Genomic DNA, 15,965 nt, shown 5'->3' with positions numbered 1-15,965 from the left:
GACAATTAACACCATTTCAGGAAATTAATAAATCAATCACTATTCTTGCTCCCTACGCTTGCTATCTGTATCAACCTTAAAGTTGAACGGTATAAAGGAGGGTATTTTGTCTTCTGGATGAGAACCTGTAAGGGGAGGCTGACGACGGGGTTTGATGCGATCGCGCATTTTACTAATCACTATATATAGTATTGGCACGACAAACAAACTTAAGAACGTTGCCACGAACATTCCGCCAAATACGGCTGTCCCCAATGATTGACGGCTGGCTGCACCTGCACCAACGGCAATTAATAGGGGAAAAATCCCCAACAATGTAGATAATGCTGTCATCAAAATCGGGCGGAGGCGTTCTTGTGCTGCTTGGATGGCGGCTTTGGTGATGGGTAAGCCTTGATCACGCAGTTGGTTAGCAAATTCCACAATCAAAATTGCGTTTTTACTGGCTAAACCAATCAGCATGACTAACCCCACCTGACAAAAGACATCGTTACTCAAACCCCGCAATGATTGGGCTATTAATGCTCCCAAAATTGCTAAAGGGACGGACAGCATAATAATTAAGGGGTCTACATAGTTTTCGTATTGGGCGGCTAGTACCAAAAATACGAAGATTAATCCTAGACCAAAAATTAGTGGTGCTTGTCCTCCAGAAGTTTGTTCTTCGGTGGTGATTCCTGACCATTCGTAGCCCATACTGGCTGGGAGGATGGTTTGGGCTAAGTTTTCCATTGCGGCGATCGCTTGTCCAGAACTGAAGCCAGGTGCAGCACCGCCGTTGATTTCTATCGACCGGAACAGGTTATAGTGGTTGATAGTTTGCGCGCCAGTTGTAGGTGTTAACTTAACTAAGTTACTCAAGGGAATCATTTTCCCAGTTTCGGAACGCACATATAACTTGCCAATATCCCCAGGTTCAGAACGGAACTTGGCATCAGCTTGCACATATACCCGATAGGTGCGTGAGAGAAAATTAAAGTCGTTGACGTATTGTGAACCCATATAACTTTGCAGGGTTTTAAATATATCGTCTACGGGGACTTGTAAAACTTTAGCTTTGTTGCGGTCTACGGTAATTAACATCTGGGGTGTGTTGGCGTTAAAGGTGCTAAACACACCTTGCAAGCCAGGGGTTTGATTACCTTGGGCGATGATTTTTCCCATCACTTCCAGCATGGTGTTTAAATCGGTAGTTCCTGATCTATCTTGCAGTTGGAATTGGAAACCACCGAAATTTCCCAAGCCGTCAATTGATGGTGGGTTGACAGGAAAAATCTGCGCTTCAGGAATATTTGATAATACTCCCTGCAACTTGTTAATAATGGCGTTGGCTGAGTGTTCTGATTGTCGGCGTTCATTCCAAGGTTTGAGAGTGGTAAAAATTACACCACTATTAGCAGTATTACCGCTAAAACTAAAACCACCGAGCGCGAAAGTACCAGTTACTTCCGGTAATTTCAGAATTTCCGTTTCTACCTCGGTCATGACTTTGCTGGTGTAATTGAGAGAAACCCCCTCTGGGGCTTGAATAATGGTAATGAAATAACCTTGGTCTTCATCGGGGATAAAGGCTGTGGGAACGGTGACATATAACCAACCTGTGAATACTAAGGAGGCGACAAATAACCCAATCATGATCGCTCTTACACGGTATAAAAAATACAGCGATCGCTCATATTGTCTCTGCATTGCCTCTAAAAACCAGTTAATCCGTCCAAAAAACCAGCCAAATATCCCCCGTGGTTTCGGTTTAGCGCGGAGTAATAAAGCTGATAAAGTGGGGGTGAGGGTGACAGCCAAAAAGGTAGAAATGCCAATAGAAAAGGCAATAGTTAACGCAAACTGGCGATAAATTTGACCTGTTGCACCAGGGAAAAAAGCCACTGGTACAAACACTGCCATTAATACTAATGATGTCGCAATTACTGCCCCGAATAACTCCCGCATTGTTGCCGAAGCTGCTTGACGGGGTGACATTCCCTGGTTTTGAATCAGGCGGGAGACATTTTCGACCACGATAATGGCATCATCTACTACCATCCCTGTAGCGAGAGTCATGCCAAACAGGGTCAAGGTATTGATAGAAAAACCAAAAACTTTAATAAATGCGAAAGTCCCAATCAACGACAGAGGAATGGTAATGACGGGAATTAGGGTAGTCCGCCAATCTTGGAGAAAGAGAAATATGACTAAAACAACCAGGGCGATCGCTTGTAGGAGAGTAATCACTACTTCTACTAAAGATGCTTCTACAAAGTCAGTGGTATCAAACGCCACTTGATATTCCATCCCTGGGGGAAAACTTTTCGCCAAGCGTGCCATTTCCAAGCGCACAGCTTTAGCGACTTCTATGGCGTTACTCCCAGGTAAAGGAAATATGCCAATTCCTACGCCGTCTTTGCCCCGAAAACGCAGGAAAGAATTATAGTTTTCTGCTCCTAATTCTGCCCGGCCGATATCCTTAAAGGTAATCAATGAACCATCTGCACCCGTTTTCAGGACAATATTTTCAAATTCCGATACATCAGTTAATCTACTAACTGCTGTTAAATCAATTTGATACATCAAATCAGACGGAACTGGTGGCTGACCGATTTGTCCGGCACCGATTTGAATATTTTGTTCATCTAGGGCATCAATTACATCTTGGGCTGTCAAATTACGACTAGCCAAGCGATTAGGGTCAAGCCAGAGGCGCATCGCATAACGACGTTCCCCAAAAATCTGCGCCTCACTGACACCATCAATTCTTTTGAGGGCATCAACTAAATATAAATCAGCGTAGTTACTTAAAAATATATTGTCGTATTCTTGGCGATCGCTATACAAACCCATCGCCAGCAAAAGATTATTAGATTGTTTCTTCACAGTCACCCCAGTACGCTGCACTGCTTCTGGTAACTGTGATTGTGCTAGAGAGATACGATTCTGCACATCAACAGCCGCAATATCCTTATCCCGTGATGCGTCAAAGGTGACAGTAATCGTACTAGTTCCGTCATTGCTACTGCTAGAAGTTATATACTTCATGCCTTGCACCCCATTAATTTGGCGTTCCAAGACACTAGTCACCGTCTTTTCTACAACTTCCGCACTTGCCCCAGTGTAGTTAGCATTAACAATAATTTGTGTAGGACTAATTTCGGGATATCTATCAGTCGGTAGCGTCGGGATACTAATTGCACCCACCAAAAAAATGATAATGGCGCAGACGCTGGTAAATACTGGTCGTTTAATAAAAAAGTTAACAAACATATATTAGGGAATGGGGCATTGGGCATTGGGAATGGGGAATTGGGCATAGGGCATTGAGGTAAAATGATCCTTGTCTACCTTAGACACCTTGCAAAAGTAATGATTCAAGCGTCTTTCTTTGCGTCTTTGCGCCTTTGCGTGAGGCAAAAAAAGATTTATGCAATAGGTCTCTTGTCCCCCTTGTCCCCCATTCCCCATTCCCCATTCCCTAAAAAGAATCAGGCACAATTGGCGCGCCGTCTTGGAGATTGAGCAAGCCTGAGACGATAATTTTATCCTGTGGTTGTAACCCTGAAAGGACTTGATAGTTATTGCGACGAATATCGCCCAGTTGCACACGTTTTTGACGGGCGACTAATTGCGATCCTCCTTGGGGCGATGTTTCTGTTTGAGCAACATAGACAAAGGTATTACCAGCAATGCGTGATATGGCTGTTGTGGGAATTAATACCCCTGGACGTTGATTCCAAATTACTCTAGCTCTGATTAGTTGGTCGGCTCTGAGTTGATTATTAGAATTTGGGTAGATGGCTTTAATGAGGACGGTTTGGGTGTCGTTGGTGGCGTTAGGAGCAATGAAAAATACTCTGCTTGTACCCAAAACTTGACCTTGGGGATTCATAATCTCTACAGGCATTCCCTTACGTAGTTGGGAGGCTCGTTCCAAGGGGACGGAGACATTAACTTCTAAAGGTTGGTTTTGGGTGATGGTGGCTAATTGTGTAGATGTGGTAACGAAATCACCCAGTTTTACGGGAATATTGCCCACAGTTCCCGAAAAGGGGGCAGTAATTCTGTAATATTGCAGTTGGAATTGTTGTTGGGCTGTGTTTGTCTGTGCTTGCTGCCAAGTTTTTTGGGCTTGGGCGATGCTGGCTTTTTGGGCTTGAATCCTCGAATCTATGGCTCTGAGATTAGCTTGGGCTATTGACAGTTTGTTGGCTGCTTGGTCTTTAGTTTGTCGGGAAACTGCCCCTTGGGTTGCTAAAGTCGTGTATCTTTGATAATCCTGCTGATTTAAGCGTAAATCAGCTAAATTAGATAATCTTTCGGCTTCTAGGGATCTGAGGGTAGCATAGGCGTTTTCTAACTGCGCTCTAGCTGCATCGGCGGCGGCATCGTTCCCTAGTAGTGCAGCTTGTTGCTGTCTGGGGTCGATTTGCATGACGGCTGCACCTGCGGCGATCGCATCTCCTGATCTGACGTATATTTGGGTAACTTGCCCTTGAATTCTCGGTTGCAGCTTTACGGACAGCCGGGATTCTAAGCTAGCGACAAAATCTGTACTGTCTTCAATTGTTCCTACTTGGACTGGTGCAACTTTAACTCTTACCCCTGATGGTTGAGCATTAGCAGCTGGTGCTGGATTTACAGGAGTCAATAATCGCCAAACTGCGGCTGTTCCACCAACCAACAGCAACATACCAGCTATCAATAACCGCAATCCCCGGCGGTTTTCTGGGGGTGGATCATAGGATGATTGGGGAAAATTGTCTGGAGAATTGGTTTGAGATTCAGGGGATGACATAGCTAAGAGCAAACCTACAAAACAAGTTGACTAGAAGTGAATCCACAAAGGAAAGTTTGGCATTGATTTTACAGATTTAGCATGAAGATTTTGGCTCCATTTTGTGCTATTAGACCCAAATATACTTTCTTATGGTGATTCCCTAATCTACCTAAAGGTGAATGATAAATGATAGTTTACAGTCAAGCGATCGCTATGTCTCATTCTTTTTAGCGTCAAATTATCTAATTTTACGATTGATATCTTTTTTGATTTAATACTGAAAAAAGAATAAAATTTTCCTCGAAAATTCAAAAAAATGTTCATGATTAACAGCAGAACAAAACAATAAGTAGTAAAGGGCAAATGTAGAGGTGTTTTATTAAACATCTCTACAAATTTTCTATTTCATTTTTAGTTAAGGTGTGAGCAAATATGATGTTAATAACTATATTTTCTCTGGACAGGTATAATTTTAAAAACCCCGCCGCCATTAATGTTAACTAGCTAACTTTCTGTGTTTGTTCACAGGTAAAAAACGCAGCAACATAGCTAACACTAATAAACTGAAAAAAGGTAAATAAATCAATGGTGATTGGGTCAGTTTTAGACCAAATTCTACGGTAAAAGCTAACCAAAAGTAGTACATTCCCGTAGTGTGTAAAATCTGCCAAACACGTTGACTTAATAAATTAGCCAAACGACGAAAGGAAGTGAGAGTCATAGCCGCTAGGAAAACATAACCTAAAATTGCCGGGACACCAAACTGAGGACTGTGGCCAGATGTCACAAACCACAAACCAGTCCAGGCGATCGCGTGGTATGTATGGGATACTGCCATTGCAAGACCAAAATAGCGGCGATTTTTCAACAGCCAAGCAGTATAAGTATTTGACCAAATTCTACGTAAAGCAGCAGCCACAAAAGCTGCAATAAATAAGATACAGGAAGTACGCGCAGTTGCTCGAATCGCCATCCGCATTCCCGCCTCATCAATACCCTGGAACAGAAAAATCACAGTCATCATCGCACCAATCGCCAGGGTAGAGAAACCGACAATATTCCATCCTTGCCCAGAAAATTTAGTACCTGTCATAATTTTGCGAAATTTTTGACGATAGGTACTGAGTTTAGCGATCGCTGACTGTTCCTGTCTTGCCTATCCTACCGAAAAATGTTCTAATCTTCCGAATCACGAGAAAAAAGCCTAGTTAAACTTAATTTTCCTTTGCTCCCTACCTCTAATCAAATTCCATCTCGATAGGCTTTTGGTGTTGTAGCGGTATGTTGACGAAAGACTCTGGTGAAATGGCTTTGATTTTGAAAGCCTACTTGCTGACAAATTTCTACTAAGGGTAAATCATGTTTTCGTAGTAACTGTTTAGCCTTTTCAATTCGGCATTTTGTCACATATTGATATGGTGTCATCCCTGTAGATTGTTTAAATAAACTCGCAAAATAATGGGAACTCAGATAAACTGAAGCGGCAATTTTGTCCAAGGTTAAATTTTGGTCTAAATGTGCATTGATGTAATCAATTGCAGCGTTTAATTTATACTTAGGTAAGCCATTATTACAGTTTTGATTTTGCGGTTTGTGTGATGCGTATCGCCGCAATAAATGGGCAGAAAGTGCTGTAGACATTGAATCTGCATAAAGTTTACTGTCAGCTTTTCCTATTTCTAACTCAGTTTTCAGTGCCATTCCCATTTGCTGAATTAAGGGATCACGCAACTGTAAATGCGGTACAAGTTCAATTTTGTCTACATCGATATATTCACGAACAGCACGAGCTAAAGTCTCTGGCTCTAAGAATAATTCAATTAATCCCACTTCTGATTCAACTTGCGCTCTCGGAAGGAGTTGATTTGCAGGAAAAATCATCATATCCCCAGCAGTATAGTCAATATATTGCCACCTGCCATTTAACAGCCATCCTACGCGCACATTATCTTGGCAGATCACAATAAAATGCTGATGCAAATTAATTTCCGGCATTTCATCGGCTGGTTCAAGCTCATAAATGAGGTGCAAACCGTCCCATCCGGCTGCATCACTGGAAAGCAGATGTAAATGCTGGGGAATTTCTGGTGCAGACACCTTTATTTTTGAGTTTAGTTGACTGTTTCTAATTTATCAGAGAACATAACTCAGAATAAGTCTACGCTGTTGACTCTGTGGCTTTTTAAGAGGTCAAAATTCATACACAATTTATGTTCTGTCATTGCGTTCGCGAAGTGTCTCGTAAAGAGCGAAGCGTTCACGTTCGCGTAGTGTGTCGCAGACAAGTGTTCCCGCATGGTAGCAATCCCAGAGACTTTGCGATTGCTTCGCTTCTCCTGATGGAGACGCTAACACGAACCCTCGCAATGACACCAGAGAGATTTTGCACGGACATAAAAATAGTATGAACTAAAAAACCCCAAATTCCATCAAAGTCAACAGCCTAGCATGAGTCTAACCCTCTTCACTTCAGCAGGCTATAGTTTATATCTTCCCACAGAGATTATTTATAAAATTTGCCAATTCGGCTAACCCAAAATCACGACTCACAATAGGAGCATAATCAATTTCTAATCGTGCTTTACTATCGCTAAATGTTAATTCCTGACCGATTAACCTAATCATCGTACGAGTAATCGGTGGAACATCTTGGCGTTGCGTGATTGTCCAAATTGTTTCCACCAATAGGGCGATATTCCAAGCCAGCCATCTAGGGATACTCAAGTTAGTTGGTTTGACTCCAGCAATTTGGAGTAATGTCGTCAACCATATACGAAACTGCACCACATCTCCATCACTCAGAAAGTAGGATTGTCCTCCAGGACTCCGTTCGGCTGCTAAAATTGCCCCATGACAGACATTGGCAACATGAGTTGTCATATAAGGATAATTGCCCTGATCAATCCAGACAAATTGTCGAGTTTTGACTGCTTTTACTAATTGAGGTAAAGCATGGTCGCCGTTCCCCCAAATCCAAGAGGGACGAACTACAGAAGTTCTAAATCCCGGCCGATTGGCTGCAATGACTTTTTGTTCAGCAATACTTTTTGTAGCAATGTAAGGCGAAAATTGAGGTTGCTGGAGAGGGTATGATTCGTCAACTTGAGATAGAGGTTGGCTATTGAAAACAGTAGCCGATGCACCAATTTGAACAAAGCAAGGAACATTCGCCGCTTGTGCAGCCGCTAGCGCACACTCAGTTCCTACAACATTGGTTTTGTAGAAATCTTCGTATTTCCCCCAACTGCTTAAATAGCCTGCAATATGAAATACAATGTCGCAACCTTGCATTCCTTGAATCATTGCTTGTTGATTGAGCAGATCACCCCGGACGGCTTTAGCTCCTAATTGAGTCACTTGTTTTGCTGTTTGCTCCGATCGCGCCAAAGCCACAACTTCATCTCCTCGATCACGCAGCATCGTAATCATACAGCGACCAACAAACCCAGAACCACCTGTCACAAAAGCTTTCATTAGGCTCTCCTCCAACTTTTTCCCAGCATGATGTTGCTGATGAGCGATCGCCATACTGGTTGAGGAAGCAAGGCGTGCAACCAAAAAAAAGTCTCGCCGTAAGGTGAATAACGCAGTCTACCTGAGCGATCATTTGCGGCTTGATAAATACTTCTAGCAACTCCTTCAGGCCCAGGGAGCGCAGCATCTATTCTTTTCATAAAGCTGTTCATGTTTTCTATCATCATGGTGTAATCAGGATGACTTACCCAAACAGTACCACGATGAATAAAATTGGTTTTAATCCCACCTGGTTCAATGATTTTCACCTGAATTCCAAAACGTTGTAACTCATAAGATAACGACTCAGATAGTCCTTCTACTGCCCATTTTGTCGCATGATAAGAGGAAGTAAGAGGAAAGGCAAGACGACCACCAATTGATGCAACATTGATGATTGTGCCTCCTTTCTGGTGACGAAAAATTGGCAAAATGGCTTGAATTGTATTTACCAGTCCGAAAAAATTGGTCTGAAACTGTTGTTGTAATTGTTCAGATGTCACTCCTTCCAATGGCCCCATTAAGGCATATCCAGCATTATTGACTAACACATCAATTCGCCCAAATTGTGCAAGTGTTTCATCTATAGCGGCTTTGATGGTTGCGGGGACTGTAACATCTAGCCGGGGATAAATGATATTGGGTGCAGTTTTCAAAGTATCGGCTTTAGTCGGTAATCGCATCGTTGCTGACACGTTCCAACCTTTTTGCAGAAAATACTGTGCGGTGGCTTCACCAATTCCACTGGAAGCACCTGTAATTAAAACGGTTTTATTCATACTTGATATCGCTGCTTAAGAGTTGATATCAAGCAGCGTAAACTATGGACTATACTCCACAGTCAAGAGATTTTGAGAAGATTGAGGTTGTTGTAATGTTAATTGGTGAATTATCCAAGAGAACGGGATTATCAAAAGACACACTACGTTTTTACGAAAAACTGGGACTCATTACAGCGCAAGTACGCCAAGCCGGAACAAGAACCTACATGGAATTTAGTCAAGAAGCACTAGATCGAATCGTCATGATCAAACAGGGTAAATCCCTGGGGTTCACACTTAATGAAATGAAGTATCTCATGGATACTTGGGGAAGTGTTTCTATGCCGACATCTGAAAAGTTAAAAATAATTGATTCTAAACTTGAGGAAATCGCCACAAAAATTCAACAACTTAAAGAGATTCAGCAATATTTGACTACCAAGCGCAACACCATCACCCAGAATCAAATAGAGAAGCTCAATCAAGAGTATCAAAAAAGTAGTGAAGAGAAATTACATTAAATAGTCAAAAAAATAGCATGAATAATATTCATGCTACTAAAACTATAAGATGTTACTTATCTTGAGAACTTAGAACTCCTAATTCTATCATCAGTCAGAGTTCTAGGAGCCGTTATGGATTCCGCCTTAAGCTAAATCAAACAGTAGAAATTCTGTACCAATGCTAGTACCAATTTCTAACTTTTCTTCGCCATTGATTTGCACACCATCACCTGCTCTTAATTCTTCTCCATGCAAAGTTGCAACACCTTGAGCAATTTGTAACCAAGCATGACGATTTGGTTTGAGATGATAATTCACTACATCACCTGGTTCTAAAACAGAGGCGTAGATATCTACGTCTTGGTGAATAGTAACAGCACCATCACGTCCATCTTTAGCTGCAACTAAACGGATTTGACCGCGTTTTTCTTCAGCAGAAAAAGCTTTTTGTTCATATCTGGGTGCTAGTCCTTGTTGATCAGGTAAAATCCAGATTTGTAAGAGGTGGAGTGGTTCAGTTTGGGAATGATTAAATTCACTGTGGTAGATGCCAGTACCAGCACTCATAATTTGAACGTCACCAGGACGAATAACTGAGCCTGTACCCAAACTATCTTTGTGTTCCACTGCACCTGATAGCACATAGGTCAAAATTTCCATGTCCCGATGTCCGTGAGTAGGAAATCCTGCACCGGGTGCAATGCGGTCATCGTTAATTACTCTGAGAGAACGGAATCCCATGCGATTGGGATCATAAAAACTGCTGAAGGAAAATGTGTGATAACTATCGAGCCAACCAGTGTGACTGCGACCGCGATCGCTGCGACCATGAATTAGGTAGTTAACGGTATTAGGAGCCATATATTTACCTCGCTTTCTAATGTTTTTAATATTCAAAAAGACGAATCTTTTAGCGCATTTCAATTAATCTTTAACTGGTTAATTTCCTAAGTTTTCTGTCTGAATTTGAACTATCTAAATATTAGAATATATACCAATAAAATGAAAAGTACGCACTTAAAAGTGGCGTACTTACCAAAAGGATACTATGGGATTTACAAGCAGAAATTCTTTCAGAAATATTTACTTCAGTGCAGCTGTTTGTGGAGTTTTAGCACTAGCTGTACCATTTCCGTTTTTGACTGCTGATGCTTGCAGATGTGCTTCTAAGAACCATAACCGTTTATCAATGGTGCGGGAAACCTCTGTGTAAAGGTCAGCAGTATCAGCATCACCTAATTCATCGGTTTTAGCGATCGCTTCTCGGATATGCTTGGCATAGGGTGCAAAGCGGTCTGCTAAAGCTGCTACGTGTTCTTGTCCATCCAAAATATCAAAGGGATATTCTGGCAAGATGGAGTTTTCAGCAGCTTTGCGAGCTGTGCCGACGGCATATCCACCTAAAGCGGTGACTCGTTCTGCCACCATGTCAACAAACTCTTCTAACTCGCTTGCTAGTTCATCAAATAATTCGTGTAACTGATAAAAATCAGTCCCTTTCACATTCCAATGAGCTTGTTTAGCTTGAGTTTTTAAGTCTAAAGTTGCTGCTAAAGTTTGGTTGAGAAGGCTGGCAACTTGCTCTCTGACTTCAGCAGGAATGTCAATGCGAGTAGGGTACAAACGTGTTGATAGAGTATTTTTACTCATGATTATACTTAGTGGCTGGTCAGAATTCACTCTACAAATACTATTGTGAATAGCAGATTTTCAGAAACGCTCTGACGATAGATACTGCCATAAAAGCAAAAAGGCTAATGACAGATGACTAAAACGGCTAGATATGCTATTTAAATGTCATTTTTGCCGTAAATTTAACTATGATGGCTATCTATGATACTAAATTTACCACCAGACAGGCGATCGCCGATTGTATAATTTTGCTGCAAGTTTTGAATATATAGTGCTGAGTGCTGTTAGCGGAAGCGGGGCGTTTAGCCCGTGCTGTTAGCGGTAGCGCGGCGTTTAGCCGGTGATGAGTGATGAGTGCTGAGTGCTGTTAGCGGTAGTGCGGCGTTTAGCCGGTGATGAGTGATGAGTGCTGTTAGCGGTAGCGCGGAATTTAGCCGGTGATGAGTGGGAAGTTATTTTTCCCTACTTTCCCAGTCCCCAGTCCCCAGTCCCCAATCCCCAGTCCCCTCCGTAGGAAATATTTAAATTTTAGTTTGCTCTCTGTATGCTCTGGGTGTGATACCTGTGAGTTTACGAAACACATTAGTGAAGTGACTTTGACTTTGAAAGCCAATTTGCTCACAGATTTTTTCGATGGGTTGGTTAGTCTGAATCAGAAGTTTTTTGGCTCTCTCGATTCTGCAATTCATCACGTATTGATGTGGAGCTAAACCTGTTGATTGTTTGAATAAGCGCGAAAAATGGTACATACTCATATCCACTATCGCGGCAATTTCTGCTAAAGCTAAATCTTGCTCCAGGTTGTCATTAATATAAGCAATAGCTTGTTTGAGCTTCCAACTCGAAAGACCTTTATCTTTGGCGTAATAAAGATTATTAGCACTTGCTACACAATAATGTTTGAGTATATGGACACAGAGTGTATTCGTCAAAGATTCAATATAAATGCGGCTACTTTGATCATGAAATTCTAGTTCTGATTTGAGTGCTAGCCCGATGTGGTGAATTAATGGATCTGGGGCAGCAAAGCGTGGTTTGATGTCATATTCCTGCCAATCTCCTGTTTCAATCGCTACCCGTTTCAAAAACGCTGGTTCGATGCCGATAACTATAAACTCAGCTGGTGATTGCCAGCGTGATATGTGATTGATATGAGCAGGTATGATGGCGACATCACCATTGGCAATATTTTCTGATTGTAGATTTCCGTCAAATACTCGCTCTGCCTTATTGATAATAGGTTCTAGGCTGATAGTAATGGCGTGTTGTTGCAGAAGGTGTTCTGGGGTTTCGTGGCCAGGCTGTTGATGAACGTCAAAGCGTAAGCCTTCCCACTTTTGATGGTAACTAGAAATATGTGGCGATCGCGGTAGAATTTCACTATAGGAATCTTCTTGAGCAAAATCGACACTCACTATTTTCTTTTCTGACATCATCATCTCACCCTCTCACCCACAAGTTTTTATGTTCTTGTTTCAAAAGCTACTCTAGAATTTCAACAACTTCAAGACAATTGGTTACGGCGCGTATTTACAAGAATTTACCAATGAAGTAATACTTAATTGCATTGAATTGCATTAATTAACCATATCTTAAGATATTTTGCATAAAATTGTTAATAAGAAAGATGGTTTTTAAGAATGAATTATTACTTAATTTACGATGGTGACTGTAATCTCTGCGTTACTCTGGTACAGCTACTAGAGACTCTAGACCAAGGAAAACTGTTGCGCTATGTTCCCATGCAGGATGAGCAAAGCTTAAAGCAATGGGGTATTACAGAACAAAATTGTCAACAAGGCATGATTTTAATAGATGCCAATGCACCTGAGAGACTTTGGCAAGGTAGTGATGCCGCCGAAGAGATTGGTCGCTTGTTGCCCCTTGGCAGCATATTCGTAGATGCGTATCGAGCCTTACCCGGAGCAAAATGGGCAGGCGATCGCTTCTACGAACAAATTCGAGATAATCGTTATACTATCTTCGGTAAACGTGATAGCACATATCAATCGGTTTACTGTGTGGATTGTTAGCTGGGGATTGGGGATTGGGGATTGGGGACTGGGGACTGGGGATTGGGGACTGGGTGACAAGGTAGACAAGGTAGACAAGGTAGACAAGGGAAAAAACTAATGACTAATGACTAATGACTAATGACTAATGACTAATGACTAATGACTATTGACTAATGACTATCTCTATTAAATACTTCTAGAATTTGCCGACACACCTGTTTTAGTTTGTCTGCGATTTCAATGGAAGGTAGTGATTCACCGACGAAATCCCACGTTTCTATCGTAGACAACCGCCAAACTTCGCCACGGTGATCAAAACCAGCTGCTTCTAAGCCAATAGCTCTTCGTGATTTCGTGATGGGGTCTTGGTGAAACCGGATTTGAATTAAAATACTGCGACTGCGCCAAGATTTACTCACACCAGGAAAATGAAACCCAATGTCTATAGAATCTGGATCAACTAATTCTCTGGTGTCTGGGTCATTTTTCCAGGGTTTTAAATCTGATTTGGCATCAGGAAACTCGAATTTGAACAAGTTAACTGCTGTAGCAATCTTGCTGGCGAGTTCAAGGTTAGTTGCCTGTTCAGCTGCATTCACGAAAAACACTCCTTGATTGGAACGGACTTAAAAGGTGGGAGTGGGGACTGGGGATTAGGGACTGGGGACTGGGAAGTAAAAAGTTAAAAGGTAAAATATCTTGTTATGGTGACTTTTTCTGCTGATTTCCCAATTTCCAATCCTTGATACCTAATTCCTAATATTAAGTAATTGTACTTAATATTTTTCTAAAAATAGCTCATCCTGAGCTTTTTGTAGGAAAGAGGATAGAGAAATATCAAAAAATTTCTACAAAATCCTTTGCTGGTAGGAACGATAAATTGCCTCAGCGATATAAAATTACACTGTGAATCAGCAAAAAGAAACCAACCAATTTCAGTGTATGGCGCGTCAACGCTCAATCATTTCAATACTTATCGCACTTGTAGCAACATTTTTAGTTAGTTGCGGTGGCCCTACTACCGCAGTTGTACCTCCGACTTACACATCTGCTCAACTTGAGAAAATTCAGGTACATTCCCCTGAAATTCAAGCTGTGCGCGATCGCGCAGACGAACTGAAAACCCTGATTCAAAAAGGTGAGTGGATTGATGTGGGTAATTTTATCCACGGGCCAATGGCAGAAGCTAGACTGAGTATGACTTACATCACACCCAACCTACTGCCCAAGGAACAATCCACAGCCCGGCAAATCAACAAAGATTTACTTGGTCATCTGGTAAAAATTGATCAGGCAGCTAGTGCTGGTAATACTCAACTGGCCTTAAGTAACTATAAAGCTGCTTTCGCTGACGTTGATAAATTCCTCCAACTAATCCCTGCTACCAGCAGCGAATCATAAGCTAGTTAGAGTAGGGAATGGGGAATGGGGGTTGGGGAATGGGGAATGGGGAATGGGGAATGGGGAATGGGGAATGGGGAATAGGGAATAGGGAATGGGACAAGGAGACAAGGTAGACAAGGTAGATTTTATTCCAATGCCCAATGCCCCAAATTCTTTAATTTTGAATTTTGAATTTTGAATTGATTAGCCCTATTCCCTAACTTGATTGTCAGCAAAAGTTATGAATGTAGTGATTATTGGTTGTGGCGTGGTTGGTGCGGCGATCGCCTATGAACTTAGCCAAGTCTCAGGACTCAACGTTACGGTATTTGACAAACAACCCCCTGCACAGGCTTCTACTGGTGCGGCTTTGGGTGTTTTGGTAGGGGTAATTAGTCATAAGGTTAAAGGTAAGGCTTGGCGATTGCGACAAGCTAGTATTCAACGTTATGAAACTTTGATTCCTGAGTTGGAAGCATTAACAGGACGTACCATCCCTTTTAACCGTCAAGGTATTCTCAGTTTGTGTTTAGAGGCGGAAAATTTAGCAGGTTGGGAAAGTTTAGTAGAAATTCGTCACTCCCAAGGTTGGCAATTGGAAATCTGGGACAAGGCGAAACTTAAAAGTATCTGTCCCCAGGTTGATCATCCTCAAGTAATTGGTGCTGTCTATTCTCCTCAAGACCGCCAACTCGACCCCACAGCCTTGACTTTGGCTTTAGTAGAAGCAGCCCAACAAAAAGGCGTAAATTTTCAGTTTGGTGTAAATGTTTTAGGTATCGGTACACCAGAAAATTGCAAATGTAACTCTATAGAAACAACAGCAGGTAAATTTCTGGCCGATTGGGTGATTATCTCGGCTGGGTTGGGTTCTACTGCCTTAACAGCCCAGTTAAATCAAAAAATAGATATTCGTCCGGTGCTGGGACAAGCCCTACAAGTATCTCTAGGACATTTGTTAGGTAATCCTGACTTTCAACCAGCTATCAACGGTAATGATGTACATATCGTCCCCATTGGTGGTGGAGATTATTGGATAGGTGCGACAGTGGAATTTCCTACAGATAGCGATGAGATTCCCGCCAATCAAGAATTATTAGAGTCAGTCAGACAGCAAGCGATCGCCTTTTGTCCAGAATTAGCTACCGCCAAAATCGTCCGCACTTGGTCAGGTTTACGTCCACGTCCTGAAGGTCGCCCCGCCCCAGTCATTGGCGAACTACCAGGATTAAACAATGTCCTACTAGCAACAGGACATTATCGTAACGGCGTTTTACTTGCTCCAGCCACCGCCACTATGATTAGGGAAAAAGTTATTAGTCATTAGTTATTAGTCATTAGTCCTTAGTCATTAGCTTTTCTTCCCCTGCTCTCCCTTGTCTCTCCCTTGTCC

Annotated in this window: 14 protein-coding genes; 4 read left to right on the top strand and 10 right to left on the bottom strand. The window is 42.0% G+C overall.

All coding sequences use genetic code 11. The annotated features are described in order from the left end of the window. Positions 1–39 precede the first annotated feature (39 nt). From CLI64_RS17370 to CLI64_RS17345, 6 genes are all read right to left on the bottom strand, one after another. Positions 40–3,255, bottom strand: a complete 3,216-nt coding sequence (locus CLI64_RS17370) for an efflux RND transporter permease subunit (protein ID WP_103138381.1) — start codon at positions 3,253–3,255, stop codon at positions 40–42. A 208-nt stretch (positions 3,256–3,463) separates the two neighbouring features. Beyond that, entirely contained in the window at positions 3,464–4,783 is a 1,320-nt protein-coding gene (locus CLI64_RS17365; RefSeq protein ID WP_103138380.1) for an efflux RND transporter periplasmic adaptor subunit, read from the bottom strand. A gap of 478 nt (positions 4,784–5,261) precedes the next feature. After that, positions 5,262–5,858 carry a hypothetical protein gene (locus tag CLI64_RS17360; RefSeq protein ID WP_103138379.1) on the bottom strand — a complete coding sequence of 199 codons (597 nt, stop codon included), beginning with the start codon at positions 5,856–5,858 and terminating at the stop codon, positions 5,262–5,264. A gap of 149 nt (positions 5,859–6,007) precedes the next feature. Then, positions 6,008–6,862 (bottom strand): AraC family transcriptional regulator, encoded by an 855-nt coding sequence (locus CLI64_RS17355; protein ID WP_103138378.1) that lies wholly within the window; start codon positions 6,860–6,862, stop codon positions 6,008–6,010. 387 nt (positions 6,863–7,249) lie between these two features. Beyond that, positions 7,250–8,239: an NAD-dependent epimerase/dehydratase family protein gene (locus CLI64_RS17350; protein WP_225977375.1), complete on the bottom strand. Its 990-nt coding sequence runs from the start codon at positions 8,237–8,239 to the stop codon at positions 7,250–7,252. Further along, positions 8,239–9,057 (bottom strand): SDR family oxidoreductase, encoded by an 819-nt coding sequence (locus CLI64_RS17345; RefSeq protein WP_103138376.1) that lies wholly within the window; start codon positions 9,055–9,057, stop codon positions 8,239–8,241. The genes CLI64_RS17350 and CLI64_RS17345 overlap by 1 nt, the downstream gene beginning before the upstream one ends. 44 nt (positions 9,058–9,101) lie before the next feature. Here CLI64_RS17345 and CLI64_RS17340 point away from each other — a divergent pair, with 44 nt between their 5' ends. Continuing rightward, positions 9,102–9,560, top strand: a complete 459-nt coding sequence (locus CLI64_RS17340; protein WP_103138375.1) for a MerR family transcriptional regulator — start codon at positions 9,102–9,104, stop codon at positions 9,558–9,560. Between the two features lie 126 nt (positions 9,561–9,686). On the opposite strand, the gene CLI64_RS17335 is transcribed toward CLI64_RS17340, so the two are convergent. From CLI64_RS17335 to CLI64_RS17325, 3 genes are all read right to left on the bottom strand, one after another. After that, entirely contained in the window at positions 9,687–10,403 is a 717-nt protein-coding gene (locus CLI64_RS17335; RefSeq protein WP_103138374.1) for a pirin family protein, read from the bottom strand. A gap of 222 nt (positions 10,404–10,625) precedes the next feature. Then, positions 10,626–11,192, bottom strand: coding sequence for a DNA starvation/stationary phase protection protein Dps (gene dps, locus CLI64_RS17330; protein ID WP_103138373.1), 567 nt, complete (start codon positions 11,190–11,192; stop codon positions 10,626–10,628). Between the two features lie 503 nt (positions 11,193–11,695). Further along, positions 11,696–12,613, bottom strand: coding sequence for an AraC family transcriptional regulator (locus tag CLI64_RS17325; protein ID WP_308418362.1), 918 nt, complete (start codon positions 12,611–12,613; stop codon positions 11,696–11,698). 201 nt (positions 12,614–12,814) lie between these two features. Between CLI64_RS17325 and CLI64_RS17320 the strand changes: the two genes are divergently transcribed. Beyond that, on the top strand, positions 12,815–13,207 hold the full coding sequence (locus CLI64_RS17320) for a thiol-disulfide oxidoreductase DCC family protein (protein WP_103138371.1): 393 nt from the start codon (positions 12,815–12,817) through the stop codon (positions 13,205–13,207). A 152-nt stretch (positions 13,208–13,359) separates the two neighbouring features. Here the strand turns inward: CLI64_RS17320 and CLI64_RS17315 are convergent, their stop codons facing one another. Further along, on the bottom strand, positions 13,360–13,788 hold the full coding sequence (locus tag CLI64_RS17315) for a hypothetical protein (RefSeq protein ID WP_103138370.1): 429 nt from the start codon (positions 13,786–13,788) through the stop codon (positions 13,360–13,362). Between the two features lie 343 nt (positions 13,789–14,131). Here CLI64_RS17315 and psbQ point away from each other — a divergent pair, with 343 nt between their 5' ends. Then, the gene (gene psbQ, locus CLI64_RS17310) at positions 14,132–14,590 is read left to right on the top strand and encodes a photosystem II protein PsbQ (RefSeq protein WP_103140772.1); all 459 of its coding nucleotides are present in this window, start codon (positions 14,132–14,134) and stop codon (positions 14,588–14,590) included. Positions 14,591–14,813: 223 nt separating this feature from the next. After that, a complete protein-coding gene (locus CLI64_RS17305) occupies positions 14,814–15,899 on the top strand; it encodes an FAD-binding oxidoreductase (RefSeq protein WP_103138369.1) in 1,086 nt (361 codons plus the stop codon). Positions 15,900–15,965: the final 66 nt, after the last annotated feature.

Origin of the sequence: Nostoc sp. CENA543, from assembly GCF_002896875.1 — a bacterium.
Lineage (GTDB): Bacteria > Cyanobacteriota > Cyanobacteriia > Cyanobacteriales > Nostocaceae > Trichormus.
This window is presented reverse-complemented; position numbering and strand designations above follow the sequence as displayed.

Excerpts from the sequence above, each read along its gene's own strand:
- CLI64_RS17370 (WP_103138381.1), bottom strand. The coding sequence starts at position 3,255 with ATGTTTGTTAACTTTTTTATTAAACGACCAGTATTTACCAGCGTCTGC.
- CLI64_RS17365 (WP_103138380.1), bottom strand. The coding sequence starts at position 4,783 with ATGTCATCCCCTGAATCTCAAACCAATTCTCCAGACAATTTTCCCCAA.
- CLI64_RS17360 (WP_103138379.1), bottom strand. The coding sequence starts at position 5,858 with ATGACAGGTACTAAATTTTCTGGGCAAGGATGGAATATTGTCGGTTTC.
- CLI64_RS17350 (WP_225977375.1), bottom strand. The coding sequence starts at position 8,239 with ATGAAAGCTTTTGTGACAGGTGGTTCTGGGTTTGTTGGTCGCTGTATG.
- CLI64_RS17345 (WP_103138376.1), bottom strand. The coding sequence starts at position 9,057 with ATGAATAAAACCGTTTTAATTACAGGTGCTTCCAGTGGAATTGGTGAA.
- CLI64_RS17340 (WP_103138375.1), top strand. The coding sequence starts at position 9,102 with ATGGACTATACTCCACAGTCAAGAGATTTTGAGAAGATTGAGGTTGTT.
- CLI64_RS17335 (WP_103138374.1), bottom strand. The coding sequence starts at position 10,403 with ATGGCTCCTAATACCGTTAACTACCTAATTCATGGTCGCAGCGATCGC.
- dps (WP_103138373.1), bottom strand. The coding sequence starts at position 11,192 with ATGAGTAAAAATACTCTATCAACACGTTTGTACCCTACTCGCATTGAC.
- CLI64_RS17325 (WP_308418362.1), bottom strand. The coding sequence starts at position 12,613 with ATGATGATGTCAGAAAAGAAAATAGTGAGTGTCGATTTTGCTCAAGAA.
- CLI64_RS17320 (WP_103138371.1), top strand. The coding sequence starts at position 12,815 with ATGAATTATTACTTAATTTACGATGGTGACTGTAATCTCTGCGTTACT.
- psbQ (WP_103140772.1), top strand. The coding sequence starts at position 14,132 with ATGGCGCGTCAACGCTCAATCATTTCAATACTTATCGCACTTGTAGCA.
- CLI64_RS17305 (WP_103138369.1), top strand. The coding sequence starts at position 14,814 with ATGAATGTAGTGATTATTGGTTGTGGCGTGGTTGGTGCGGCGATCGCC.